Here is a 26,030-nt window from a genome sequence, read left to right as displayed (position 1 = left end):
ATGCGTGTACCAGTAGCAACAAAATCGCATCAATATGAAGTTGTTCTTGGGCATCAATTTCTAACTGAAGCTGTGGAGGCATTTGCTGATAAACTTCAAAAAGCGGATAAGCTCTTTGTGTTTACTGATGTCAATGTTTGGGCAGCACAGGGAGAGTACTTCAAAGCAAATTTCCCGTACCACTTTGAGGTCTTTATTTTGCCAGGTGGAGAAGCGTGCAAAACCTTTGATCAATACAATGCTGCTCAAACATTTTTATTAGAGCAAAAATGCTCCAGAAAATCCTTCATTTTTGCTTTTGGAGGAGGAGCAGTTGGCGATTTAACAGGTTTTGTTGCGGCAACTTATATGCGTGGGATTCCGTTTATTCAAATTCCAACGACTATTCTAGCGCATGATTCCGCAGTTGGTGGAAAAACTGCCATTAATCATCCACTAGGAAAAAATATGATTGGCGCATTTTATCAGCCAGAAGGCGTGATATATGATACAGCTCTTTTAGAAAGTTTATCAGAGCGTGAGGTACGTTCGGGAACAGCAGAGTTAATTAAGCATGCCATGATTTCTGACCCGAACTGGCTGGAGGAATTAATGACAGGAGATTCGGTGATCCATTTTAATCAAAATGAACTAGCAAAGCAACTAAAAAAAGGAATTGAAGTGAAAGCACAAATTGTTGCTGAGGACGAAACAGAGCAATCCGTTCGAAAGTTTTTAAACCTAGGCCATACATATGGACATGCCATTGAGGCAGCTGCGGGTTATGGCAAAGTGGCTCATGGTGAGGCGGTTATGATTGGACTCGTCTATTGTCTTCTATTGAGTGAACGATATGGAGAACTTGATCGAACGTTCACCCAATCCTTTTTACAGTTTGCGATAAAAAACGGCTATCCTTTTAAGGCTGTGAGTGATTATTCATTTGAACAATTATCTAGCTACCTAATGAAAGATAAAAAAGCGGAATATGGCATTTTACAATTTGTTCTTTTGGAGAAAATTGGAAAGCCTTTTGTCAAAGCTATTGATTTAGAAGAATGCCAAGAAATAGATGCTGAATATAGACAGTTATTAGCGGAGGTGCTTGTATGATTCGTGGACTTAGAGGAGCAATAACAATTGAATCTGACAAGCCAGAGCTTGTATGGGATGAGACAGCAAGATTAGTGCGTGAGGTTGTGGCAGCAAATAATGTGGACATTGATGATATCGCATCGATCCTCATTTCAACAACGCCAGATATTACCTCAGCATTTCCTGCTCGTGCAGTACGCTTGATGGATGGCTGGCAATATGTCCCTGTTATGTGTACACATGAAATGGATGTGCCAGAAGCATTACCATTATGTATTCGTGTATTAATACATGCAAACGTAGAGGTTGCCCAAAAAGATGTAAAGCACTTGTATCTCAATGATGCAGTGAAATTAAGACCAGATTTGGCTCAGTCTAAATAAGTAGAGGAGATGTTTTAGATGAAGTGGAAACAACAATTGGACGGTATGCAAGCATATAAGCCAGGTAAACCAATTGAAGAAGTACAACGTGAATATGGCTTAAAGGAAGTTATTAAATTGGCATCGAATGAAAATCCATTCGGGTGCTCACCTAAGGTAACAGCTTATTTACAAAATAATGCAGTGAATCATGCACTTTATCCAGATGGCTATGCCCAAAACCTACGTACTGCTGTGGCAAATCATCTAGGTGTGAAAGAGACACAGCTTCTTTTTGGTAACGGCTCTGATGACATCATTGCTATTATTACTCGTGCTCTGTTGTATCCAGGGGTAAACACGGTTATGGCCGACCCTTCCTTCTCTCAATACTGGCACAATGCAGAAATTGAAGGTGCTGAAGTACGTAAAGTGCCTTGTCAAGATGGAGCACATAATCTAGAGGCAATGTTGGCTGCAATTGATGACCAAACTTCTATTGTTTGGGTATGTAGTCCAAATAATCCTACAGGAGTTGTCATTCCTGATGCTGCATTGCGTGCCTTTCTTGCAAAGGTTCCAAGCGATGTCCTTGTCGTGCTTGATGAGGCATACATTGAATATGTTACACATCCAGACCACAAGGATACGTTACCAATCATTAATGAGTATCCGAATGTGCTTTTACTGCGTACATTCTCTAAAGCATATGGCTTAGCTTCGTTCCGCGTAGGCTATGCTATTGGCCAACCTGATGTTATTGCTAAGCTTGATCCTGTGCGTGCACCTTTCAATAATACAATCTTAAGTCAAGCTGTTGCTGCCATTGCCCTCAGTGACCAAGATTATATTGAAGCCTGCCGTGAGGCCAATGAAAAAGGCAAAAAACAATATGTAGAATTTTGTGAAAAGCATAATTTAAAATACTTCCCATCTGATACAAACTTTATTTTCTTTGATACCCATGCTGATAGTGATGTTGTTTTCCAAGAGCTGATGAAAAGAGGCTTTATCGTGCGCAGTGGTAATGCATTAGGCTTACCAGGATTTATCCGTGTGACAATTGGAACAGAGGCTCAAAATGCAGCATTGCTTAGCCAACTTGATGAAGTGTTAAAACAACAAGGGGTATTTGCATGACACGCAAAGTACTCGTTATAGGGCTAGGATTGATCGGAGGTTCTATTGCCCTTGCTTTGCAAAAAGCACCGGAAACAAAAATTATTGGCTACGACATGGACGCACAAACACGCGAGCATGCGAAAACATTAAATATTGTGCATGAGATTGTCGCAGATCCACTGGCTGTTGCGGCTGAGGTTGATGTTATTATCTTCGGTACGCCCGTTAATGCAACACTGGATTGGATGGAGCAATTAAAATCATGGCCCTTGAAAAATAAAGTCATCGTAACAGATACAGGAAGTACAAAAAAATTAATTATGCAAAAAGCCAGCGAATTACGAGAACTTGGCATAACGTTTATTGGTGGACATCCAATGGCGGGGTCTCATAAAAGTGGTGTGCTGGCTGCTAAGGCGCATCTTTTTGAAAACGCATATTACATGCTTACACCACTTGCTGGGGAAGAAATTGTTCATATGGCACAGCTTGAAAGTTTGCTGAAATTTACCCATGCAAAAGTAGTCAGTGTATCTGCCAGTGAGCATGATCACATGACAGCGGTGGTGAGTCATTTTCCGCATGTTATTGCGGCCTCACTTGTTCATCAATTAGGCGGCGAAAATGGGGAGTACCCAATGACACGTTCTCTTGCAGCAGGAGGGTTTCGTGATGTGACACGAATCGCCTCTTCCAATCCCATATTATGGCGAGATATTACGCTGCAAAATCGCGAGGAACTCCTCACGCAATTAGATGGCTGGGAAAAAGAAATGACACGCATTAAGGAACTGCTGATGGAGGGTTCTTCACAGGCTATTGAAAACTATTTTGCAGTTGCCAAAGAACTGAGAGATGAATTACCGATTAGTGCAGGGGCTATGTATACACCATTCGATCTATATGTTGATGTTCCTGACTATCCAGGTGTTATTTCTGAAGTGACGGGCTTTTTAGCAGATGAAGCAATTAGTATTACGAATCTTCGCATCGTTGAATCACGAGAAGATGTTTTCGGTATTCTAGTCATTAGCTTCCAAAGTGAAAATGATCGCGAACGTGCTGCAGCCTGTATTCAAAAACGAGCAAATTTCGAAACGTATATTTCTTAGCATAAGAAAGCGTCGGCATTTCGGCGCTTTCTATCTTCATATTGGAGGGAAAAAAGTTCATGAGTGAAAAAGTATTGCAATACAACAAGCCTTCTTTACAGGGCTCTTTAACTGTTCCAGGCGATAAGTCTGTATCTCATCGCTCTGTGATGTTTGGCGCCATTGCTAGTGGAACAACGACAGTAGAGGGCTTTTTACTAGGTGAAGATTGTTTAAGTACAATTGATTGCTTCCAGAAACTTGGCGTTCAGATTGAGGTGGAAGGGACAAATGTAACCATTCATAGTCCAGGGATGGATGGCTGGCAGGAGCCGACAGAAGTGTTATATACGGGTAACTCTGGTACAACAACACGCTTAATGCTAGGCATTTTAGCTGGTTCTACTGTTCACTCTGTCATGACAGGAGATGCATCCATTGGAAAACGACCAATGCGCCGTGTTATAGATCCACTGCGTCAGATGGGTGCACAAATTACAGGGCGTGCAGACGGGCAATATACACCACTAGCCATTCAAGGTACAAAATTACAAGCCATTGATTACAAGATGCCTGTAGCAAGTGCACAGGTGAAATCTGCTATTTTACTAGCGGGCTTGCGTGCTGAAGGAACAACTATTGTTAGAGAAATGGATGTTTCGAGAGATCATACAGAGCGAATGCTGCGTCAATTTGGTGCACATGTAGAAGTAGATAATGGCGTAGTATCGATTGAAGGAGGACAAGCTCTCAATGGTACGCATGTTTCTGTGCCAGGAGATATATCATCGGCTGCCTTTTTCTTAGTGGCAGGAGCCATTTGCAAAAATAGTCAGCTAACACTAAATAATGTGGGCATTAATCCAACACGTGATGGCATTATAGAGGTGCTGCAAAAAATGGGCGCCACGATGACGGTAACGCCGAATGATGATAATCAAGCTGAACCGACAGCAACAATCCAAATCGCGACATCTTCTTTAACTGGTACAATTATTGAGGGAGACATTATTCCTCGTTTAATTGACGAAATTCCAATTCTTGCATTACTCGCTACGCAAGCACATGGTCAAACGATCATTAAAGATGCCGAGGAGCTAAAGGTGAAGGAGACTGACCGTATCACGGCTGTTGTGACTGAATTGAAGAAACTTGGTGCCCAAATCGAAGCAACAGAAGATGGGATGATTATTGAGGGACCAACGTCTTTAAAAGGAGCAAACCTTCAAACATATGGTGATCATCGAATCGGCATGATGGGTGCAGTTGCAGCTTTAATAACAGACGGAGCTGTTGCACTAGATGATGCACAATGTATTGCTGTATCCTACCCATCGTTCTTTGAGCATATTGAGGCAGTGAGGTAACAATTAAAGAGAGGCTCTCCAAGCTTTTGGGGAGTTTTTTCTTGTTTCAGAGGTAAATGTTTTGTAGCATAAAGGTATCAACGAAAGAATAGGTGAATGACTGTGAACAATGCGATGACTGAAATGATGCAAGCACTTGAACAAGGGGATTTAGCATTAATAGATCAGCTACTAGAATCATTTTTAATGAAGGAGCTACCCGAGGAGATCTATGCACTTGCTGAGATTTTTATGCAGTATGGGTACATGAAGGAAGCTGACCGTGTGCTGGAGCATTTACAATTTTTATTCCCAGAAGAAGCACAGTTAAAAATAGATCGTGCCAATGTCCTAATGGAGCTTGGTAATGAAGATGAAGCATTAGATTTATTATTAGAAATTGAAGAAACCTCCCCAGAATATCCACAAGCGTTATTGGTTTTAGCTGATTATTATCAAATGCAAGGGTTATTTGAGGTTGCAGAAAAGCGTATAAATGAAGCATTAGCGATTTTACCAGACGAGCCATTATTACATTTTGCGAAAGCAGAACTTTTATTTGAAACAGGTCGTTTTTTAGAGGCAGCAAGACTGTATGAGGACTTATATGAGCAGCAAAATGAATTTGCTGGTATTCAACTTGTCGAACGACTAGCGGAGGTTTATCGTGCAGGTGCAGCCTATGAGACAGCATTTGATTATTATGTCAAAGCCCTTGAAGATGAAGTAAAGCCCGATATTTTATTTGGAGCTGCTTATTCAGCCTTCCAGTCACAAAAATACGAGATGGCTATTAAACAACTAGAGGAATTGAAAGAATTAGATCCTGATTACTTCTCAGCCTATTTATTGCTTGCGGAAAGCTTTGCAATGACAGAGGATAATCAAAAAGCTTATGCTGCCATTCAAGAGGGGTTAAAGCGTGATGAATATGATAAATCGCTTTATTTATTCGCTGGTAAAATGGCATTGAAAAATGGTTTGCCAGAAGAAGCTGAGCAACATCTGAGAGAAGCTATAGCGCTCGATCCTGAATATATGGAAGCGGTACTGGCACTTATTTCAGTGTTTGGACAACAGGAGCGCCATGAGGATGTAATCGAGTTATTTGAGACATTACAGCAAAATGATTTTGAATGGAGCACTTTATATCCTTTTGCGGCAGAGGCATATGAAAATTTAGAATTGTACGACCGTGCATACGAATTTTACCGTTTGGCATATAATGATTTTAAGGAAGACGCAACATTTTTAGAAAAATATGTTTACTTCTTATTAGAAGAAGGAAAGCGTTCAGAGGCAAAAGAGGTTCTTGGACAATTAATCAACATTCAACCGGGTGAACCAGAGTGGCAGGAGAAGTTAGAAACCTTAGAATTTGAGTAAAGGAGGGAGTGGGTATGACTGCTTCTGTATCAGTTGTTGATAAAAAAGCATTTGTTCGATGGTTTTTAAAAAATTATCAATTGAAACGTCGTGAGTGTGTATGGATTTTAAATTACCTATTAAGTAATGATGACTTGTTAAAAAGAATCCGTTTTGTGGAAGAAGCTCACTATTGTCCTAGGGCAATGGTGATGTCAACAGTAGACTCAACAGGTGTGCCTTTTCGTTTCTATAAAGGCAATGTGATGACGGCAGATGCTGAGAAGTCTTTCCATGATTTACGCTTACATGAACAAGAAGATATGTATATACAATTGAATTTTCCTAATATACCACCAAGTGCACAATACTTAGCAGTTCTTGAAGAAAACCCTTATATGCCAGAAACACTGCTCGTCAGTGAAAAAGATCGTGTACTGGCAGAAGAGCTGCTTTCCAATAGCTTACTCGTATTCCAAGAAGAGAAATTACTTGCACAAATTGATGAAGCCCTCGACCAGGGAGATGAAGTGCGATTTTATGAATTGTCTAATTTGTTACAAGCATTGAAGGAAACGGCTAATTTACGTTAATTATAGGTAAAAATTGAATGTCCTTTATCCATTTCAATATGGTAACATTACTAGTGAATGATTGTTTTCACTTTTAATTGGGTATCCTATTGAAGAGTGGAAAAGGACATTTTTATTTTGCGATAAAAGGAGGTTTGTTGAATGTATTTTAATGCAAACGATGTAACATCGTTTATGGCACAAAAAGATTTTATTGATACCGCGGTTGTTCCACTTGTATCCATTGATCTCTCTTCTGAAAAAATGAAACAAAGTGGTGCCGAGGTAGATTTTGTCATGTCTTTAACTTCTTTTATAGAGCAGCAGTTTAAAGGTCGACTACTAGTCATGCCACCATTTTCTTATATGACAACTTTAAAAAACGACGATTTACCACAGCAATTAGAAGCACAATTACATAATGCTGGATTTAAGCATGTGTTCTTCATTACTTGTGACCATTATTGGACAAAGAGTGGAGAGATAGTCAATATGATTTGGTTACCAGCGATTCCTTTAGAAAGTATGGATGCCAGTGTGAAAAAATCCATTCTAGAAGATCAATTGCGACAAGTGATTCCAATGCTTTCGACTAAATGGGCACAGATTTAACAATTAGTTTCAATAAATGTTCACATTCTCCAGCTTTCCACAGAATGCTATATTGACCAAGCTATGGACTTGATATATCATATATATGTCCTAGTATTACTATTTGTAAAAGTATGTCCGTTGGACTGACCTTTAAGTTAGAGGGGGGAAAATAATGAGTAATAATCGAGTTTCACGTCGTCAATTTCTAAGTTATACTCTTACTGGTGTAGGTGGATTTATGGCGGCAGGTATGCTAATGCCAATGCTTCGCTTTGCAATTGATCCTGTGCTACAAAAGCATGAGGGTGGGGATTTTGTAAAAACAGAGCATAAAATCGCTGACTTGACTGAAGAGCCTGTAAAAGTGGACTTTTCATATGAACAAGTGGATGCATGGTATAAATCACAGGTTACAGATGTAGCTTGGGTTTATAAAAGTGGCGATCAAATCATTGCCCTTTCACCTGTTTGTAAGCATTTAGGATGTATGGTTGACTGGAATGGAGATTCTGCACACCCAGGTCAATTCTTCTGTCCATGCCACGCAGGACGTTATGAGAAAAACGGGAAAAACATTGCAGGTACACCGCCTCTAGGTCCGTTGGATGAATTTGAAGTACAAGAACAAGATGGCTATTTAATGATTGGTCCAGCTAAAGCAAATTCTCTAGTTAAATAAGTAAGGGGGTACGACAACAGTGCTAAATAAAATTTATGATTGGGTCGATGAACGCCTAGATATTACACCGATTTGGCGTGATATTGCCGACCACGAAGTGCCAGAGCACGTTAACCCTGCACATCATTTTTCAGCATTCGTTTACTGCTTTGGTGGATTAACATTCTTCATCACAGTAATTCAAATTCTATCTGGTATGTTCCTAACAATGTACTATGTACCAGACGTTGTGAATGCCTGGAAATCAGTTTATTATTTACAAAACGAAGTAGCATTTGGTGAAATCGTACGCGGTATGCACCACTGGGGAGCTTCATTAGTTATCGTAATGATGTTCTTACATACACTTCGTGTATTCTTCACAGGTTCTTATAAAAAACCTCGTGAGTTAAACTGGATGGTTGGTGTAGGTATTTTTGGTGTAATGATGGGTCTTGGATTTACAGGATACTTATTACCATGGGATATGAAAGCATTATTCGCTACTAAAGTAGGTATCGAAATTGCAGCATCAGTACCGTTTATCGGTGGGATGATTAAAGTATTATTAGCGGGTGACACAACGATTCTTGGTGCTCAAACGTTAACTCGATTCTTTGCGATTCATGTATTCTTCTTACCTGCAGTATTGTTTGGGTTACTTGCAGCGCACTTTATCATGATTCGTCGTCAAGGAATTTCAGGACCGTTGTAATTGTCTTGACGGTTCGATGATCTTTAAAAGGAGGGGACACTATGCATCGCGGAAAAGGAATGAAATTTGTCGGCGATTCTCGTATTAAAGCGAATCACAGAATGCCGAACGTTCCAAAGGATTATTCCGAATATCCAGGTAAGACGGAAGCTTTCTGGCCGAACTTCTTACTGAAGGAATGGATGGTAGGTGCTGTATTTTTAATTGGATACTTATTATTAACTGTCGCTCACCCGTCACCACTTGAAGGGCCGGCAGATCCAACTAGAGCATATACACCACTACCGGACTGGTACTTCTTATTTATGTATCAACTTTTAAAATACTCATTTGCTTCTGGTCCATACAATGTAATCGGAGCTATTGTAATTCCAGGTCTTGCATTTGGAGCGCTATTATTAATGCCATTTTTAGACAAGGGTCCAGAACGTCGTCCATCTAAACGTCCATTGCCAACAGCGTTTATGTTATTAACTTTAGCTGCTATGTTCTACCTAACTTGGGAGTCAGTTGTTAACCACGACTGGGAAGCTCAAAAAGCTATGGGTGCAATCGTAGAAACAGTTGAATTCGATAAAGAATCAGAAGGTTACAAAATCTATGCTGGTTCAGCATGTATTACATGTCACGGTGAAGGCTTAGAAGGTGGAGCAGGTGCGCCGTCTCTAATGAACACAGGTTTAACAGCTGATGAGATTAAGGACATTGCTCATAATGGTTCTGAGAGTGGTAAAATGCCAGCAGGATTATGGACAGGTTCAGATGAAGATCTTCAAAAACTTGCTGAATTCATCGAAAGCTTAAAAGCAGAGTAATAGTAAAAGAGTCAGGAAACTGGCTCTTTTTTTTCTACCTTGTTATACTATTGGGACTGGAAGCCATACAAAAAGGTTCCCTTGTATAAAGGATTTTAGCGAAAGATGTCGAAAAAACATTTATTCTTGAAACAAGTAAGTGAATTAAAACAATAAAATAACACATATTGATGGTGAGATACAATTGAAAGGTAGAGTAAAGCTCTAGAATTTCATAACTATACATAAATAATGGATTGTTTTTATCGGAAGGAGTTAACATCGTGCAACTAACAAGAGCAAATATTTGGTACCTTCTGACCCATAAATCATTCTTGATAGTGCTGCTAATTATTAATCTACTAGGTACAATTTATGGCTATTATTGGTATGGGTGGCAGCTTGCCATCACAGAGCCTATTTTTTATATTTTTGTTCCAGATAGTCCGACAGCCAGTTTATTCTTTTGTTTTGTGTTAATTGCTTGGATTATGGGGAAAAGCTGGCCACTGATGGAAGTACTTGCCCTTGTTACGTTGGTGAAATATGGCTTATGGGCAGATGTGATGAATATTTGGACATTAATTGAAACAGGTTCTATTGGCTGGCAGGGATGGATGCTAGTTGGTTCACATTTTGCCATGGCTGTACAAGCAGTACTATATATGAAGAAATATGTCTTCACTTATTGGCATGTTGTGATAGCAGCTGTTTGGACACTGCATAATGATGTCATTGACTATGTATTTGGGCAAATGCCGATGTATCGTGATTTAGCCAATTACACAAGCTATATAGGTTACTTTACATTCTGGTTATCAATTGCATGTATTTTACTTGCCATTTTCTCAATTAGGTGGCGCAAATATTTGCCGAATTAGGGTATAAATTATAGAATTATAGTATCGAGGTAGAAAGGGGTTAGAAAATTGTCAACGAGCATGTATATTGTTTATTTTGTGATTATTATGCTGCTTCCACTTTATGCTCAAATGAAGGTAAAGGGTACGTATAATAAATTTGCAAAGCAACGTACAATGAAGGGGCAAACTGGTGCAGAGGTAGCGCGTGCGATTTTAGATGCAAACGGCTTATATGATGTACGAGTTGTTCCAACACAAGGTGTGTTGTCTGATCATTATAATCCAGCAACCAAAACAGTGGCTTTATCAGAAAGTAACTTTTATGAAGCAAGTGTTGCAGGGGCTGCGGTTGCTGCCCATGAGGTAGGCCACGCCATCCAACATAAAGAAGCATATTCCATGCTTACATTACGTAGTAAGCTAGTCCCGGTAGCAAATATTTCTTCTAATGCGTCTTGGATTTTCGTAATGATTGGTATTTTTGCAAGTAGTACGAATTTCTTGCTATTAGGTATCATATTATTAGCAGCAGGTGTTGTTTTCCAATTAGTGACACTTCCTGTGGAGTTTGATGCCTCGAAGCGAGCATTAGTTCATATGAATTCACTTGGCATTATTACAAATGAAGAAGAACGACCAGCACGAAAAGTATTAAGTGCTGCAGCATTAACATATGTAGCAGCGGCAGCGGTAGCTGTACTAGAGTTATTACGTTTAATTTTAATTTTTACCAATATGCGTAGCGACGACTAAGAAAAAACTTGTTATAGTGGTACACCACTATAACAAGTTTTTTATCTTCGTATGCTTAATGAAGGGGTTGCTTTTGATCGTCTAATGTGAAGCCTTCTCCTGCCACATCTCGTACTTCAATGATGGAAACAAATGCGTGCGGATCAACTTCATGCACAATAGATTTTAACCGTACAACTTCATTGCGACCAATTACACAATAAATAACCTCCTTAGGTTGTTTCGTAAAATGACCATGTCCTTCTAAAATGGTGATACCACGCTCCATTCGAAGAGCGATTGTTTCAGCAATGGCTCCAGACTTTTCTGATATGATAAGCGCACCACGAGCCGCATAAGCACCTTCTTGTACAAAGTCAATGACACGGGCTCCAACAAATACGGCTACTAATGTATACATCATGGAACGAGCATCCAAGAACGTCAGCCAAGAAAGAATGATGACGATGGCATCGAAGACAAACATGGTTTTCCCCATACTCCAGCCAAAATATTTATGTCCTAGTCGTGCCAAAATATCGACACCACCTGTTGTGCCACCGAAACGAAAGACAATCCCAAGTCCCAATCCAACAAAGACACCAGCAAAAAGTGCTACAAGCAACATGTCATCCTCTAAATGGATGGTAAATTGATATTTTTGGAAAATTTTTAGAAAAAGAGATACGGATAAAGTGCCGACAAGCGTATAGACAAATGATTTTTTTCCAAGTAATCGATAACCTATGATAAACATGGGAATATTTAATAACAGGTTCATTAAGGCAGGGTCCCATCCTAATGTAAAATATAGTATGAGAGTAATCCCACTTAGTCCACCTTCACCCAGTTGATTTTGGATGTTGAAGTGAACAAAGCCGAAGCTGAAAACTGCTGCTCCGAGCATAATCGCGATAATATTACGTATTTTAATCTGTTTTAGCATTTGACCTCCTGTAGTTCCAAACAAATGAAGTAGTGTTATCTATTATCTGACATTTTATTGGTTTTGACAACAATGGTGTAAATTTTATACGATGGTAAATAGGAGTGTGATTTTTATGGCAGATCAACTAACAATGCAAGCTTTACAACAGCGTGTCGATGACTATATAGGACAATTTAAAGAAGGCTATTTTCCACCATTTGAATTACTTGCACGTCTAACAGAAGAATTAGGCGAACTTTCACGCGAAGTTCAGGATGTCTATGGACAGAAAAAGAAAAAGAGTACAGAGGATATAAACAGTATTGAAGAGGAATTAGGAGACTTTTTCTTTGTACTAGTCTGTTTTGCAAATGCCCAAGGTATTAAACTAGATGAAGCACTTTTACGCGTCATACATAAATTTGAAACTAGAGATAAGGATCGTTGGACTAGAAAGGATGAAGAATGATGTCGATTCGTGTAGCAATTGCGGGAGCAAGAGGAAAAATGGGAGCTGAGGCTGTACATACGGTCATGAAACATGACAAAATGGAATTAGTAGCTGTACTAGATTATAAGGAAGTAGGAAAAACTTTAGCTGATTTAGATATGTTTCCAGCAAGCTATACAGTGCCTATATATACAGAAATGCATGATCTTGTAGAAGCAACTGCACCAGATGTATTAGTGGATTTAACTAATCCACATGCAGTCTACAAACATACAAAGGAAGCACTGAATTTAAATGTACGACCTGTAATTGGTACAACAGGATTTACAGATGCACAACTAGAGGAATTATCAGCCATTGCCAGAGAAAAAGAGTTAGGTTGCATTATTGCACCAAACTTTGCGATTGGTGCTATCCTAATGATGAAGTTTGCAAAAGAAGCAGCCAAATACTTACCAGATGTAGAGATTATAGAAATGCACCATGATCAGAAGCTTGATGCACCATCTGGGACAGCGGTGAAAACGGCACAGTTAATACAAGAGGTCCGTACGCCAAAGGCACAAGGACATCTAGAAGAGAAAGAAACCATTAAAGGTGCAAGAGGTGGAGATTTTGACGGTATGCGCATTCACTCCGTACGTTTACCTGGTTTAGTGGCACACCAGCAAGTATTATTTGGAGGGGATGGGCAGCTACTAACGATTCGCCATGATTCATTAAATCGTAATTCTTTTATGTCGGGTGTTGCATTTTGCATAGAAGAGGTTATGAAAATGGATCAGCTTGTTTATGGTTTAGAAAACATCATCTAAAGATTGGGATGGAAGCTATATGAAAATCGCATTGATTGCACATGATCGTAAAAAAGATAATTTAGTACAGTTTGCTATTGCTTACCAAAATATTTTACAAGAACACACACTATATGCTACCGGCACAACAGGACAACGTGTCATCGAAGCTACTGGTTTGGAAGTTACACGTTTTCGTTCAGGGCCACTTGGTGGCGACCAACAAATTGGCGCAATGATTGCCAATAATGATATGGACATGGTGATATTTTTCCGTGATCCTTTAACAGCACAACCACATGAGCCAGATGTTTCTGCACTAATCCGTCTTTGTGATGTTTACCAAGTGCCACTGGCAACAAATATGGGAACAGCAGAAATATTACTAAAAGGCCTACAGGAAGGCTTTGTGGATTGGAGACTGATACAAGAAAGACGCAATTAACAAAAGACGTGATTCAGAAAGGATGATCATCGAATGAAAAAGCTAAAAATAGGCATTACCTGTTATCCTACAGTTGGTGGCTCTGGTGTCATTGCAACAGAATTAGGCAAAATGCTTGCAGAAAGAGGACATGAAATTCATTTCATCACCTCAAGCGTACCATTTCGATTGAATAAAATTTATCCAACCGTCTTTTTCCATGAAGTCGAAGTTAATAATTATTCAGTATTTCAATATTCTCCATACGATATTGCATTAGCGAGTAAAATGGCAGACGTCATAAAGGATGAAGAGTTGGATGTGCTACATGTGCATTATGCCATCCCACATGCAGTATGTGCGGTGCTAGCACGTGAAATGAGCGGCCGAGACATTGGCATCGTTACAACCCTTCATGGCACAGATATATCGGTGCTTGGGCAAGATTCTACGCTCTCACAGGCCATAAAGTATGGGATTGATAAATCTGATATTGTGACTACCGTGTCACAGGCATTAAAAGAACAAACCTATGAACTGATTGATACAGTAAAACCAATTGAAACGATTTATAACTTTGTGGACGAACGCGAATACTTCCCACGAAATTCAGGAAACTTAAAAGAGCAATTTGGTATACAAGAAGATGAAAAAGTCCTCATTCATGTATCAAACTTCCGTAAAATAAAGAACCTTCCACACATTGTAGACGCCTTTATGAAAATCCGTGCCAACATGAAAGCAAAGCTCTTATTAGTAGGTGATGGCCCAGAAAAGCATCGTGTCATGGACCAAGTAAAAGGAAGTCCGTATATGAAGGATGTTTTATTTTTAGGGAAACAAGAAAACTTAGCTGAACTGTATGCGATTAGTGACCTTAAGCTATTATTATCACAGCAAGAATCGTTTGGACTGGTGTTATTAGAGGCAATGGCTTGTGGTGTACCTTGTATTGGAACAAATGTAGGTGGTATTCCAGAAGTCATTGAGCATGGTGTAGACGGCTATATCGTGGAATTAGGGGATACAGAGGCAGTTGCGGCGTATGCAACCCATTTATTGCAAGATGAGGAACAATTACTGCGCTTCCGAGAAGCGGCCATCCGTGCAGTAAGTGAAAAATTCCACTCATCCAAAATTGTGGAACAATATGAAAATCTGTACGAGAAGGTTGCGGAAAGAAATCATGCAAAACAATAAAGAATGGCAGGCAGCCTATTCAGTCATTGAACAATTAGATCAGGCGGGATTTGAAGCAGTTATTGTTGGTGGAGCTGTAAGAGATGCTTTACTCGATCGTCCTGCCCATGATGTAGATGTGGCTACTAATGCCTTGCCTGAAGAAGTAAAAACTGTGTTTCAAAAGACTGTAGATATTGGGATTCAGCATGGGACGGTACTTGTTATCGTACCCGCTGGACCTGTGGAAGTGACTACCTATCGGACAGATGGGGAATATACAGATCATCGAAGACCACAGAATGTCCATTTCGTTCGATCTCTAAAAGAGGATTTACAACGCCGAGATTTTACAATGAACGCCATTGCCATGCGGCGTGATGGCTCTTTTGTAGATTATTATGGTGGACAACAAGATATTGAAAAGCGCGTTATACGAGCGGTAGGAGAGGCAGAAAAACGGTTTGCAGAAGATGCTTTAAGGATGCTGCGAGCGATTCGCTTCTCTGCACAGCTTGATTTTACGATCGAGGCGAATACATTCGCAGCCATCCAGCAAAGGGCTGCTGATTTGGGCTTTATTGCAAAAGAACGCATTAAAGCAGAGCTTGATAAGCTTTGGGTAGGACAAACAGTTTTTGGGGGTATACAAAAACTAGAGGACAGTGGATTAACGGCCTATTTAACAGGTGATTTTCAAACTGCTCAATGGCATAATTTCCAAACAAAAGATGCCCTTCTTGGCTGGGCATACTTTGCCTTACTACAAGGAACAGCATGGCGTGAGGTAGTGCGCGATTATCGATTATCGAATAAGGAAATGGCGTTTATTAATTCCGTTTTAACCGCTTATGACGCTTTAAAAGATGGTTGGACAAATCGCCATTATTTTTGCTACACAGAGCAAGAACTAGAGGCTGCACAATATTTTGCCCAACTTCGCCAATTAGACGCTTCGATACCTCAACAATCTATCCGAGAATTACAGGCAAAGCTACCGATTCAACATAAGCAAGAATTAGCGGTGAATGGGGCTGATTTACTGAAATGGTCTGGCAAAAAGGGTGGGCCGTGGGTAAAAGCCGCATTGGAGGAGCTGCTGACAGCCATTCTTCATCATGAACTTCAAAATGATCGACAACAGATTAAAAGCTGGCTGGAGCAACAGGATCTTACTTAAAGCCGAATACATGATAGGTAAAAGCCGTCTCCTGAAATGGGAGACGGCTTCATTAAATTCCTATCGTTGGTGGTCATTTACGTTAATTTACAGTATGATTAAGACAAAATAAGTTACATAACAAGAGTACAGTTAACTAAAGGATTGATGTGAAGATGACAATTTCCATGAAGGACGAAATTTTAAAAAGAATATTGGCTGCTGATGGAGAAGCGGTTTCAGGTCAGGAATTAGCAGATTCTCTTGGTGTCTCAAGAACCGCTGTTTGGAAGCATATGCAAACATTACAAGAGGAAGGGTATACATTTGATACAATTAAGAAAAAGGGGTATGTATTGACAGGTGTACCAAATAGCTTGAGCCCCACACAGATTAAGCTTTTTTTAAAGACAGAGCATTTTGGACGTGAGATTCATTATTACGATGTAGTTGATTCAACACAAACAATTGCGCATAAGCTTGCACAGGAAGGAGCTCCACACGGTACAATTATTATTGGTGAGGAGCAAACAGCGGGGCGTGGTCGTATGGCTCGTCCTTGGGAGTCTGCACATGGGACAGGTATTTGGATGACCGTTATCGTTCGGCCAGATGTTACGCCCCAGCAGGCCTCATCCTATACACTTGTGGTGGCAGTAGCTGTCACAATGGCCATTAAAACCTTATATAAAGATGTAGAGCCAGCGATTAAATGGCCCAATGATTTATTGATTAATGGCAAAAAATGTACGGGGATTTTAACGGAAATGCAAGCAGAGGCGGATCTTGTGCAAGCTTTACTTGTTGGAATTGGCATAAATGCGAACCAAGCAGCAGCTGACTTTTCACCTGATATTGCGGATATTGCCACTTCATTACGATTAGAAGCTGGAGAAGAAATCAATCGTGCAGCACTTGTGGCCTCTATCTTACACTATTTAGAACAATTTACAGAACTATACGTTAAAGAAGGTTTTGCGAGTCTAAAGACACTATGGCAGCAAATGTCTTGTACAATTGGTCAACGTATAGAGGTAACGACGATACGCGAACGTTTTGAAGGGGTTGCCAGTGGCATTACAGACGATGGTGTTCTGCAATTGACACAGGACGATGGAACGGTTCGAACGATCTATGCAGGAGACATCAAAATATTATAAAAAAGAAGCTGCAAGTAATGTCCTATACTTGCGGCTTCTCATGTTGTTGCAAAAAGATGATGTCAACGGCAGAAAAAGCAACTTTGCAAGGTGAGGGGTTGATTTCCGCTCCGCCAACGTCCTTTCCAGGGGGCGTCCGATGAGCCGCTTCACTCACTTACGTTCGCTCCAGGGTCTCATCTGTGACGCTATGATCTGACCCCAAAAATATAAACTTTTTTACGAAGCTTTTCGATACTCAACGGGACTTTTTCCGTTGAGTTTTCTTTTAATCCGCTCATGATTGTAATAGTAAATATAATCTGCTAATGCTTTTGTAAATTCTACATAGTTTTTAAACGTAGTTGTGTACAGAAATTCTGATTTCAGAATACCAAAAAAGCTTTCTATTACGGCATTATCTAAACAATTTCCTTTCCGTGACATACTTTGCTTGATTTCATGCGTTGTCAATAACGCTTTAAAACGGGGTATTTGATATAACCATCCTTGATCAGAATGAATGATTAAGCCACTCTTTTTCGATAACTTTGTATACGTAAACGCCTTTTTAAAAGACTGTTGAACTAACTCAAAATTAGGTGATTTTGATACCTCATATCCAACGATTTCTCGATTGAATAAATCTAATACAGCCGATACATAGATTTTTTGACCGTTTATTTTAAACTCTGTGACATCGGTTACCCATTTCTGATTGGATGCAGTGGCTTCAAAATCACGTTGGATGACATTCTCTGCGACATAGCCGACTGTCCCTTTATACGAACGGTATTTTTTAGGGCGTACCGTCCCTTTTAAGCCCAATTCTTGCATCAATCGTTGTACCGTTTTATGGTTGATGAAAAAACCTTCATTTCGGAGGGCAAGACAAATACGACGATAGCCATAACGCCCCTTATGGTGATGAAAAAGTGTCTGGATTCGTTCTTTGATCGCCTGATATTTATCTGGTTTTACCCATTTTTGAAGATGATAATAATACGTACTTTTCTTGATTTTTGCCACTTTTAATAGAGCTTGAAGTGGAAATTCCAGCCTTAGCTCATACACAGCTCTCATTTTTTCTTCGGTTTGAATGCTTCCTTTTCTTGAACTAAGGCTTTCAACTTTTTTAAATAGGCATTTTCCATCCGTAAATACTCAATTTCCGCTTTTAACTCTTCCGTTGTTTTTTCATTTAAATCAGACGAAGGTGGTTGTTTTTTTGGCATTGATTGGTGCTCCTTTTCTATTTGATAGAGCACCTTTCCAGCCTTGGACATCCACTGTTTTTTCCATCTCCGAATGGTTTCACGAGAAGGAATATTAAACTTCGCAGCAGTCTGAAGGAGCGAATCGCCCGTCTCTATCAGGTGTTGAATTACTTTTATTTTAAAAGAATCTTCGTAATTCGTGAACCCTTGAGGACGAATAATTCCTTCAATGCCATGGTATCGATATAATTCAATCCATAATCGAACGTACTGTCGATCCCTCTGTAATCTATTGGCAATCTGATACGTACTTTCCTTTTCTTCAATGTAAGCTAGAACTGCGGCTAACTTTTGTTCATCAGAAATCACTAACTGCACCCCCTATATTAGATTTTTTAAGTCCAATATTTTGGGTGCAGTTCACTAAATCCCCTAGGAGTGACGCTGGCTCCACTCCAATCAACCATTCTGTAAAAGTGTCTTTGCTTTATCTTTCATACTGGCCGTAGCGAACAAAATAATCCATTATTTGTATTATTAGAGAATCGATAGACTTTTATTTTCAATGTGGGGAAGTCATGCGTAACAGCACCTCTTCATAAAGAGTCGTGAACACCTTCACTTTATTTGAAAACCTTTGCTAAAAGGTAACACTTTTGTAGGTTGAAGTGGAAGGTTACTTGACTCCCGTGGGATCGGCGCTCGCCCACAGGAAAGAAAGTAGTCTGCAACGGAAACCATTTTCACCTTTCACAAAAATTCTATTAATGGTTTTGTTTTTCAACAATATGAGAAGCTGCAAGTAACGTCCTGTACTTGCAGCTTCTTTTATTGACTATTCTTTATTTTAGTGACACATCTATATCACCATGTGATAAGGAAACATTCAGTTGGTGCTCACCCTTCGTTACCTGAGTCACGGTGCCATTTTGTTCTTCATCATTAATGGTCACATCACCGAAGTCTGTTTTGAGAGCGTAGCCTATATCACTTTGTTTGTTTTGTAAGTGAATCGTTGTATCGCCAAAACTAGAGGTAATGGTTGTTTGCCCATTTAATGTGCCATCTATATCGATATCTCCATGCTCGCTCTCAATAGTAAAGCCGTTACTAGTAAGTTGCTGAAGCGTCAAATCACCAAAGGACTGCCTAATCTCTGTTTTGTCACCCGTCGTGCTGTTGAAAGTAATATCTCCATAATCCTGGATGAGATTAAGCTGCTGATACTGGAGCCCATGAATGGCTGTATCGCCAAAATTACTGTCTATTACAATCGCCTCTATTTTTGTATCTTTTGGGACATAGAGTTTGATTGAAGGGGAAGAGAGGTTACCGAAGCCAAATTGAAAACCATCCTTTTTCTTTGCCATTGTTTCGATGGTTAAAGTTCCGTTATCAATATGATATGTTACATCTTCTTGCTCATGGACCTTTGTGTCTAATTTATAGTCACTATCACTTGCAACAATCTCCACATCTCCATAATCATTTACGATATTAATGCTTGTGAATGCATCTAAAGCATGAGACTGACTTATTAATTTAGTATTACTTGGGACATAAAGACCCTCTGAATCTTTAAGAATCAGCCAGCGACCCCCTGAAAAATAGCCAATCAATGCGAGTAGAATGCCTAATGCAATCATTGTCATGGCTATAAGGGTATTTTTTGACGTCATTTAGAAGTCCCCCTTTTTTTGCTTCTTTGTCATTTTATGGAACAGTCTGCCTAATGTTTCAACAGAGACAACAACGGTTTTCTTGATAACACGAGCAACAACTGGGAACAGTAGGACACCCAAGCCCGTTACGATTAACCCGACACCCATAAAGAGCAGTGCGGTCGGCCAATGCTCTGTTAAAATTAAGAAACCTGAAATGATCGCCACAACGCCACCAGCAAAAATACTAATAACAGTTGCGACAATAGCAAAGATTAAGCTGATAATGACTGCGCCAAATGAAAAAATGAGTGCAATGGCTGTTGCAAGTAATGGCAATGAAAGGGGCGCAGACAGTATAGCTAGAATAATGAGCCAAATGGCAGACATATTCTTTTTTGTTGATTTTGCCGAGGAGGTTTCTAAATCCTTTAATGCGAAATCAGCTAATATTTGTGAGGCAACGTGTGAAGGAGAGCCAAGTTGTGAAATGACCTGATGCTCATTTTCCTCTCCAGCTTCCTCAAAGTATTCTTCATAATAGGCAAGCGCAGCGTCTAACTCATGCGCAGGAAGCCGACGTAATTTTCCTCGTAGCTGTTTCAAATAGCTTGCTCTATCCATCTAAATTCCCTCCTAAAAGTACACAATCAACCTTTTCCTTATACATTTGCCATTCTTTTAATAGCTCTAATAATCGTATACGTCCTTGCTCCGTAATTTGATAATAGCGTCTATTTCTACCTTGATAAGGTTGATCGTACGTTGTTAAGTAATGCGCTTTTTGTAAGCGGCGTAATACAGGATACAGTGTAGACTCTGAAATCTCCATGACTGATTGTACCTGCTGTGTTAAAGAATAACCGTAGGCGTCCTCTTTCTCGACAATAGCCAGTACACAAGCATCAAGTAAAGCTGAACCAAGCTGAAATGTCATCTTTTCACCTCACATGTAATACCTATACTTCATTTTATATTATATGACATATAGTATGTGGATAGTATATGACGTATAACATTGATTGTCAATTCTAAAAGAAAATTTTTTCCAATGTTGTTAGACGAAGATATTGTAAGAAAATAATATTTGAAGATTAATAGGAAAATCTGTTATAGTATGTGCGAAGGGCAGTATCCATTGTGAACGGCACCTTCAAAAACGCAATAGACTATACTATCAAATATCTGCCTTGATCTTTTAGACAGGGACGGAAGAAAACGATACGTTCAAATATAGCTTTCATTTTGTAAGCTATTGCCTCTTTCAGGGGTCTTTTTATCATTGAACGACACACTACCCTTCTGTCTGTTTTCGGCCAGAAGGGTTTTTCTGTTTTCTTCCTTTAAAAAAGGAGGACTACAAAATGAAAACGACAACAGATTTTTTAAAGATGAAAGCGGCAGGCGAGAAAATCGTGATGGTGACGGCCTATGATTATCCAGCTGCTAAATTCGCGGAAGAAGCTGGCGTTGAGATGATACTAGTCGGGGATTCACTTGGAATGGTCGTGCTTGGCTATGATTCTACAATGCCTGTAACTGTAGCGGATATGGTCCATCATGCAAAAGCAGTAAGACGAGGGGCAAAGGATACGTTTATAGTCGTTGATATGCCCTTTGGTTCTTATCATGGCGATGTCAATGAGACACTCAAAACAGCCATTGCGATGATGCAACAAACAGGAGCAGATGCTTTAAAGGTTGAGGGGGCAGGTGAAGTTATACCTGTCATTCGTAAATTAACGTCAGCTGGTATTCCAGTAGTAGCTCACTTAGGCTTGTTGCCTCAATCAGCGGGAGTGCTTGGTGGTTATAAGGTACAAGGAAAAACAGCTGAACAGGCTGCTACACTGCTTGAAGAAGCAAAACAATGCGAAGCGGCTGGAGCATGTGCAGTCGTGTTGGAATGTATCCCTCATCAGCTGACAGAAATTGTTTCAGCTAGTCTTGTTATTCCAACCATTGGCATAGGCGCTGGTATTGAGGCTGATGGACAAGTGCTGGTGTATCATGACATGCTAAGCTACGGTTCACACCATGTACCGAAATTTGTTCAACAATTTGCTGATATGGGCAAAGAAGCAAGCGCGGGGATGATGGGTTACGTAGAAGCAGTGAAAGCGGGTACTTTCCCAGCTCCAAAGCATTTCTTCACAATGAAAGAGGAAGCATTAGATCAGCTATATGGAGGCGTTAAATGATGAAAGTCATCACGACCATACAGGCATTAGCCACAGAAATTCAAGCAGCTAAGCATGCTCAAAAAACGATTGGACTTGTTCCGACAATGGGCTATTTACATGAAGGTCATTTAACATTAGCACAAACAGCTCGTGTAGAAAATGATGTCGTTGTGATGAGTATATTTGTCAACCCAACACAATTTGGGCCAAATGAGGATTTTGAAAGTTATCCTCGTGATTTGCCAAGAGATACTGCATTAGCTGAATCTGTGGGCGTTGATATTGTGTTCGCACCAAGTGTGGAAGAAATGTATCCTCAAGATGGAGGGATTCGTCTACATGCAGGTGAGCAGGCTACCATTCTTTGTGGTGCAAGTCGTCCTGGTCATTTTGATGGCGTTTTACAGGTTGTCTCTAAATTATTTCATTTAACACTGCCAACAAGAGCTTATTTCGGTCAAAAAGATGCACAGCAGGTTGCGATTATTGCGACAATGGTACGTGATTTTAATTTCCCTTTAGAAATGCGTGTTGTCCCAATTGTACGCGAGGAGGACGGTTTAGCGAAATCTTCTCGTAATGTCTATTTAAGTGAGTCAGAGCGACAAGAGGCTCCAGCGATCAATGAGGCATTACAGTTGGCTCGCGATAGCTTTTTAGCGAATGGTGATGCTGATAAAGCACTTGCAAAAGCAAAAGCTCATATTCATGCAAGAACACATGGCCGCATTGATTATATAGAATTATTAACATATCCAGATTTAACACCAGTGACAACTGCAACTCAGCAAGTTCTGTTGGCAGCAGCTGTTTATATAGGTAAAACACGTTTAATCGATAATTGTATTTTTACTGTGAAAGAGGGACTATAGTATGTTACGTATGATGATGAATAGTAAAATCCACCGTGCAACAGTGACACAGGCAGATTTAAACTATGTAGGCTCCATAACAATAGATGAAGATATTTTAGATGCAGTAGGTATGCTGGCAAACGAAAAAGTACATGTTGTTAATAACAATAATGGCGCTCGTTTTGAAACATATATTATAGCTGGTGAACGAGGATCAGGTGTCATTTGTGTTAATGGCGCAGCAGCAAGACTTGTGCAGCGTGGTGATATTGTCATTATTATTTCCTATGTGTATGTGGATAATCATGAGGCAAAAGACCATCAACCAACTGTAGCCATCATGGGAGAGGGCAATACAATTAAGGAAATGATCGCACACGAGCCAGAAGCAACTGTGATGTGAATTCAGCCATAGAATAAATTAATACTAGAGAGGAGGATGGCAAAGCATAGCCAATCCTCCTTTTTTGCGATTACGTTTATACCAAAAGTTACTGGCAAAAATTTGCTTTTATTACTATTAAACTAGTTAACAAAATTATAATTTTACAAATGTTCTAGTATTTTGCGTCATATTTATGTAGAATTTAGTTGTTAGTACATCATTTTACTAGTGGAGGTATCATTTGTCATGGAAAATAAACGTAACAAATTTTTAACAGTAACTGCAGCAGCATTGGCTGTAACAGCGGTAGCGGTAGTACCAGCATCAGCAGCAAGTCCTTTTTCGGATGTAAAGGAAAGTCATGCAGATTTTGAAGGCATTTCTACACTTTATGCAGCAGGGATTATTAGTGGTTACCCAGATGGTACATTCAAACCAGATACAAATGTCACACGTGGACAAGCGGCAAAAATGATTGCAGGCGCATTAAAATTGGATACAAAAGAAGTAGAGGATCCAAAATTTACGGATATTAGTGCATCAAATCCTTATTATGGCTCAATTGCAGCCCTTGTAGGATTAAATGTCATTACAGGCTATGGAGATAATACTTTCCGTCCAAACCAAACAATTACACATGGTGATTTAGCAAAAATTTTAGCATCAATCCCAACATTACCAGAGCTAGAAAGTGCAAAAAATCATGAGGCTAGTGAAAAAGTTACACGTGGACAACTGGCAACATTCATTGCTGAGGCTCTAACAAAATCAAACCCAGAAACTCCAGAGACTCCAGAAACACCAGCAGATGCCTTCTCATTATCGATTTTACATGTGAATGATACACATGCTCATGCAAATGAATTACCTAAATTGGCGACAGCTGTAAAAGAACAAAGGGAAGCAAAGAAAAATGTTTTAACATTACATGCTGGCGATGCATTTAATGGTACATTATATTTCAATGAATTCCATGGACAAGCAGATCTAGCGCTATTAAATGAAATTGGCTTTGATGCAATGGTATTTGGTAACCATGAATTTGATTTAGGTGCCTCTCCTGAAGGTCATCAAGCATTAGCGGATTTTGTTAAAGGGGCTAAATTCCCATTTGTGGATGCCAATACAGATTTCTCAGCAGATGATAAATTCACTGGTTTATTTACAGACTTAATTTCAAGTGAACCTGAAAATGGTAAAATTTATTCTGGTATTGTAAAAGAAATTGATGGAGAAAAAGTTGGTATTTTTGGTTTAACAACAGAAGAAACAAAAGCTGTTGCATCTCCAGATAAAGTAACATTCTCAAATTACATTGAAGAGGCCAAAAAAGCAGTAGCGGCTTTTGAAGGTATGGGGGTTAACAAAATTATCGCCTTAACACATATTGGATTTGAAGATAATGCGAATATAGATAATGACCAACTATTAGCAAAAAATGTAGATGGTATTGACATTATTGTAGGTGCACATGATCATACAAAATTAGACAAACCATTTATCGTAGATACAAATACAGCTGGCGAAGCAAAAGAGGCTACATTAATTGTACAAGCTAATGAGTATGTAAAGTATTTAGGTACACTAGATGTAACATTTGATGGAAATGGTGTTGTGACTGAATATAATGGTGAATTAATCGACCTTGGTAAAGTAGCAGAGGATAAAGCGGCATTAGAAAAACTTGCACCGTTTAAAGAAAAAGTAGATGCAATCATGAAACAAGAGATTGGTGTAAAACTTAATGAAGCATTAGATGGATCACGTGAATTAGTACGTACACAAGAAGCGGCATTAGGTAATCTCATTACAGATGGCATGTTAGCAAAATCACAACAATACTCAGATAAAAAAGTTGTGATGGCATTTACAAATGGTGGTGGTATTCGCGAGACGATTCCAGCAGGTGAAATTACTGTAGGTCATGTTATGACAGTACTACCTTTTGGTAACACATTAGCACTTATGGATATAACAGGTGCTCAATTAAAAGAAGCATTTGAACTATCTGTAGGACAAGCACCAAATCAATTTGGAGGCTTCTTACAAATTGCAGGTGCAAAATTACAATATGATTCTTCAAAAGAAGCAGGCTCTCGAATAGTATCGTTTGAATACTTAGATCAAGCAACAGGTAAGTATGTAGCATTTGAAGATGATAAAACATATACAGTAGCAACAAACGCCTTTACTGCTAAGCAAGGTGGGGATGGCTATGAAGTATTTAGAAAAATTTACGAAGAAGGTCACGTAACAGATTTAGGTTTATCTGACTGGGAAAATTTCCAAGAACACTTATTATCATTAAAAGAAGTGAAAACAACAACTGAAGATCGTATTGTTGATGTAGCAAAAAAACAATAAGCGT

Annotated in this window: 29 protein-coding genes; 23 read left to right on the top strand and 6 right to left on the bottom strand. The window is 39.5% G+C overall.

All coding sequences use genetic code 11. The features are described 5' to 3' along the window. The 13 genes from aroB (at nt 1) to ACMGGO_RS15425 (ending at nt 11,309) form a co-directional block, all read left to right on the top strand. The gene (gene aroB / locus ACMGGO_RS15485) at nt 1–1,092 is read left to right on the top strand and encodes a 3-dehydroquinate synthase (protein WP_066037621.1); all 1,092 of its coding nucleotides are present in this window, start codon (nt 1–3) and stop codon (nt 1,090–1,092) included. Further along, nucleotides 1,089–1,457 (top strand): chorismate mutase, encoded by a 369-nt coding sequence (gene aroH, locus ACMGGO_RS15480; protein WP_313871698.1) that lies wholly within the window; start codon nt 1,089–1,091, stop codon nt 1,455–1,457. Before aroB ends, aroH begins: the two co-directional genes overlap by 4 nt. Nucleotides 1,458–1,475: 18 nt before the next feature. Then, the gene (hisC, locus tag ACMGGO_RS15475; RefSeq protein WP_313871699.1) at nt 1,476–2,576 is read left to right on the top strand and encodes a histidinol-phosphate transaminase; all 1,101 of its coding nucleotides are present in this window, start codon (nt 1,476–1,478) and stop codon (nt 2,574–2,576) included. After that, complete coding sequence (locus ACMGGO_RS15470; RefSeq protein ID WP_048389834.1) at nt 2,573–3,670, top strand: prephenate dehydrogenase; 1,098 nt, start codon at nt 2,573–2,575, stop codon at nt 3,668–3,670. The genes hisC and ACMGGO_RS15470 overlap by 4 nt, the downstream gene beginning before the upstream one ends. A gap of 59 nt (nt 3,671–3,729) precedes the next feature. Beyond that, nucleotides 3,730–5,016, top strand: a complete 1,287-nt coding sequence (gene aroA / locus ACMGGO_RS15465; RefSeq protein ID WP_288581141.1) for a 3-phosphoshikimate 1-carboxyvinyltransferase — start codon at nt 3,730–3,732, stop codon at nt 5,014–5,016. 96 nt (nt 5,017–5,112) lie between these two features. Next, nucleotides 5,113–6,381, top strand: coding sequence for a tetratricopeptide repeat protein (locus tag ACMGGO_RS15460; RefSeq protein WP_420282025.1), 1,269 nt, complete (start codon nt 5,113–5,115; stop codon nt 6,379–6,381). A gap of 14 nt (nt 6,382–6,395) precedes the next feature. Continuing rightward, on the top strand, nt 6,396–6,953 hold the full coding sequence (locus tag ACMGGO_RS15455; protein WP_048389838.1) for a ReoY family proteolytic degradation factor: 558 nt from the start codon (nt 6,396–6,398) through the stop codon (nt 6,951–6,953). Between the two features lie 141 nt (nt 6,954–7,094). Further along, nucleotides 7,095–7,544, top strand: coding sequence for a DUF2487 family protein (locus ACMGGO_RS15450; RefSeq protein WP_048389840.1), 450 nt, complete (start codon nt 7,095–7,097; stop codon nt 7,542–7,544). A 154-nt stretch (nt 7,545–7,698) separates the two neighbouring features. Then, a complete protein-coding gene (locus tag ACMGGO_RS15445) occupies nt 7,699–8,205 on the top strand; it encodes a ubiquinol-cytochrome c reductase iron-sulfur subunit (RefSeq protein WP_004232660.1) in 507 nt (168 codons plus the stop codon). Nucleotides 8,206–8,224: 19 nt separating this feature from the next. Then, a complete protein-coding gene (gene qcrB / locus ACMGGO_RS15440) occupies nt 8,225–8,899 on the top strand; it encodes a menaquinol-cytochrome c reductase cytochrome b subunit (protein ID WP_004232663.1) in 675 nt (224 codons plus the stop codon). A 41-nt stretch (nt 8,900–8,940) separates the two neighbouring features. Next, complete coding sequence (locus ACMGGO_RS15435; protein ID WP_374805641.1) at nt 8,941–9,714, top strand: menaquinol-cytochrome c reductase cytochrome b/c subunit; 774 nt, start codon at nt 8,941–8,943, stop codon at nt 9,712–9,714. Between the two features lie 263 nt (nt 9,715–9,977). Then, complete coding sequence (locus ACMGGO_RS15430; protein WP_048389842.1) at nt 9,978–10,574, top strand: DUF1405 domain-containing protein; 597 nt, start codon at nt 9,978–9,980, stop codon at nt 10,572–10,574. A gap of 60 nt (nt 10,575–10,634) precedes the next feature. Further along, on the top strand, nt 10,635–11,309 hold the full coding sequence (locus ACMGGO_RS15425) for a zinc metallopeptidase (protein ID WP_288581281.1): 675 nt from the start codon (nt 10,635–10,637) through the stop codon (nt 11,307–11,309). Nucleotides 11,310–11,364: 55 nt separating this feature from the next. Here the strand turns inward: ACMGGO_RS15425 and ACMGGO_RS15420 are convergent, their stop codons facing one another. Further along, a complete protein-coding gene (locus ACMGGO_RS15420; RefSeq protein WP_004232676.1) occupies nt 11,365–12,234 on the bottom strand; it encodes a YitT family protein in 870 nt (289 codons plus the stop codon). A gap of 115 nt (nt 12,235–12,349) precedes the next feature. Here ACMGGO_RS15420 and ACMGGO_RS15415 point away from each other — a divergent pair, with 115 nt between their 5' ends. The 6 genes from ACMGGO_RS15415 (at nt 12,350) to ACMGGO_RS15390 (ending at nt 17,383) form a co-directional block, all read left to right on the top strand. Next, complete coding sequence (locus tag ACMGGO_RS15415; protein ID WP_054550714.1) at nt 12,350–12,685, top strand: nucleotide pyrophosphohydrolase; 336 nt, start codon at nt 12,350–12,352, stop codon at nt 12,683–12,685. Further along, entirely contained in the window at nt 12,685–13,482 is a 798-nt protein-coding gene (gene dapB / locus ACMGGO_RS15410; RefSeq protein ID WP_288581273.1) for a 4-hydroxy-tetrahydrodipicolinate reductase, read from the top strand. Before ACMGGO_RS15415 ends, dapB begins: the two co-directional genes overlap by 1 nt. A 19-nt stretch (nt 13,483–13,501) precedes the next feature. Continuing rightward, nucleotides 13,502–13,906, top strand: coding sequence for a methylglyoxal synthase (mgsA, locus tag ACMGGO_RS15405; protein ID WP_004232690.1), 405 nt, complete (start codon nt 13,502–13,504; stop codon nt 13,904–13,906). Between the two features lie 33 nt (nt 13,907–13,939). Then, nucleotides 13,940–15,085 carry an N-acetyl-alpha-D-glucosaminyl L-malate synthase BshA gene (gene bshA / locus ACMGGO_RS15400; RefSeq protein ID WP_004232695.1) on the top strand — a complete coding sequence of 382 codons (1,146 nt, stop codon included), beginning with the start codon at nt 13,940–13,942 and terminating at the stop codon, nt 15,083–15,085. Continuing rightward, nucleotides 15,072–16,244, top strand: coding sequence for a CCA tRNA nucleotidyltransferase (locus ACMGGO_RS15395; RefSeq protein ID WP_420282024.1), 1,173 nt, complete (start codon nt 15,072–15,074; stop codon nt 16,242–16,244). Before bshA ends, ACMGGO_RS15395 begins: the two co-directional genes overlap by 14 nt. A 155-nt stretch (nt 16,245–16,399) precedes the next feature. After that, nucleotides 16,400–17,383 (top strand): biotin--[acetyl-CoA-carboxylase] ligase, encoded by a 984-nt coding sequence (locus tag ACMGGO_RS15390; RefSeq protein ID WP_131519677.1) that lies wholly within the window; start codon nt 16,400–16,402, stop codon nt 17,381–17,383. Between the two features lie 219 nt (nt 17,384–17,602). On the opposite strand, the gene ACMGGO_RS15385 is transcribed toward ACMGGO_RS15390, so the two are convergent. The 5 genes from ACMGGO_RS15385 to ACMGGO_RS15365 all read right to left on the bottom strand — a co-directional run bounded on the left by ACMGGO_RS15385 (nt 17,603) and on the right by ACMGGO_RS15365 (nt 21,177). Further along, nucleotides 17,603–18,445 (bottom strand): IS3 family transposase, encoded by an 843-nt coding sequence (locus ACMGGO_RS15385; RefSeq protein WP_066038259.1) that lies wholly within the window; start codon nt 18,443–18,445, stop codon nt 17,603–17,605. Next, nucleotides 18,442–18,948, bottom strand: coding sequence for a helix-turn-helix domain-containing protein (locus ACMGGO_RS15380; protein ID WP_066038258.1), 507 nt, complete (start codon nt 18,946–18,948; stop codon nt 18,442–18,444). The genes ACMGGO_RS15385 and ACMGGO_RS15380 overlap by 4 nt, the downstream gene beginning before the upstream one ends. Nucleotides 18,949–19,421: 473 nt before the next feature. Further along, nucleotides 19,422–20,258 (bottom strand): DUF4097 family beta strand repeat-containing protein, encoded by an 837-nt coding sequence (locus tag ACMGGO_RS15375; protein WP_048389854.1) that lies wholly within the window; start codon nt 20,256–20,258, stop codon nt 19,422–19,424. Beyond that, nucleotides 20,259–20,864 (bottom strand): DUF1700 domain-containing protein, encoded by a 606-nt coding sequence (locus ACMGGO_RS15370; protein WP_066037628.1) that lies wholly within the window; start codon nt 20,862–20,864, stop codon nt 20,259–20,261. Beyond that, complete coding sequence (locus ACMGGO_RS15365) at nt 20,857–21,177, bottom strand: PadR family transcriptional regulator (protein ID WP_004232706.1); 321 nt, start codon at nt 21,175–21,177, stop codon at nt 20,857–20,859. The genes ACMGGO_RS15370 and ACMGGO_RS15365 overlap by 8 nt, the downstream gene beginning before the upstream one ends. 427 nt (nt 21,178–21,604) lie before the next feature. Here ACMGGO_RS15365 and panB point away from each other — a divergent pair, with 427 nt between their 5' ends. The 4 genes from panB to ACMGGO_RS15345 all read left to right on the top strand — a co-directional run bounded on the left by panB (nt 21,605) and on the right by ACMGGO_RS15345 (nt 26,026). Beyond that, nucleotides 21,605–22,441, top strand: coding sequence for a 3-methyl-2-oxobutanoate hydroxymethyltransferase (gene panB / locus ACMGGO_RS15360; RefSeq protein ID WP_066037629.1), 837 nt, complete (start codon nt 21,605–21,607; stop codon nt 22,439–22,441). After that, entirely contained in the window at nt 22,441–23,295 is an 855-nt protein-coding gene (panC, locus tag ACMGGO_RS15355) for a pantoate--beta-alanine ligase (protein WP_054550960.1), read from the top strand. The genes panB and panC overlap by 1 nt, the downstream gene beginning before the upstream one ends. Before the next feature lies 1 nt (nt 23,296). Beyond that, entirely contained in the window at nt 23,297–23,680 is a 384-nt protein-coding gene (gene panD, locus ACMGGO_RS15350; protein ID WP_009370842.1) for an aspartate 1-decarboxylase, read from the top strand. A gap of 228 nt (nt 23,681–23,908) precedes the next feature. Continuing rightward, complete coding sequence (locus ACMGGO_RS15345) at nt 23,909–26,026, top strand: 5'-nucleotidase C-terminal domain-containing protein (protein WP_420282023.1); 2,118 nt, start codon at nt 23,909–23,911, stop codon at nt 26,024–26,026. The last annotated feature ends 4 nt before the right edge of the window (nt 26,027–26,030 follow it).

Source organism: Lysinibacillus sp. BNK-21 (assembly GCF_048684915.1).
GTDB classification, from domain to species: Bacteria; Bacillota; Bacilli; order Bacillales_A; family Planococcaceae; genus Lysinibacillus; species Lysinibacillus capsici.
The sequence above is the reverse complement of the archived record's forward strand: the minus strand, read 5'-3'. Positions and strand labels throughout refer to the sequence as shown.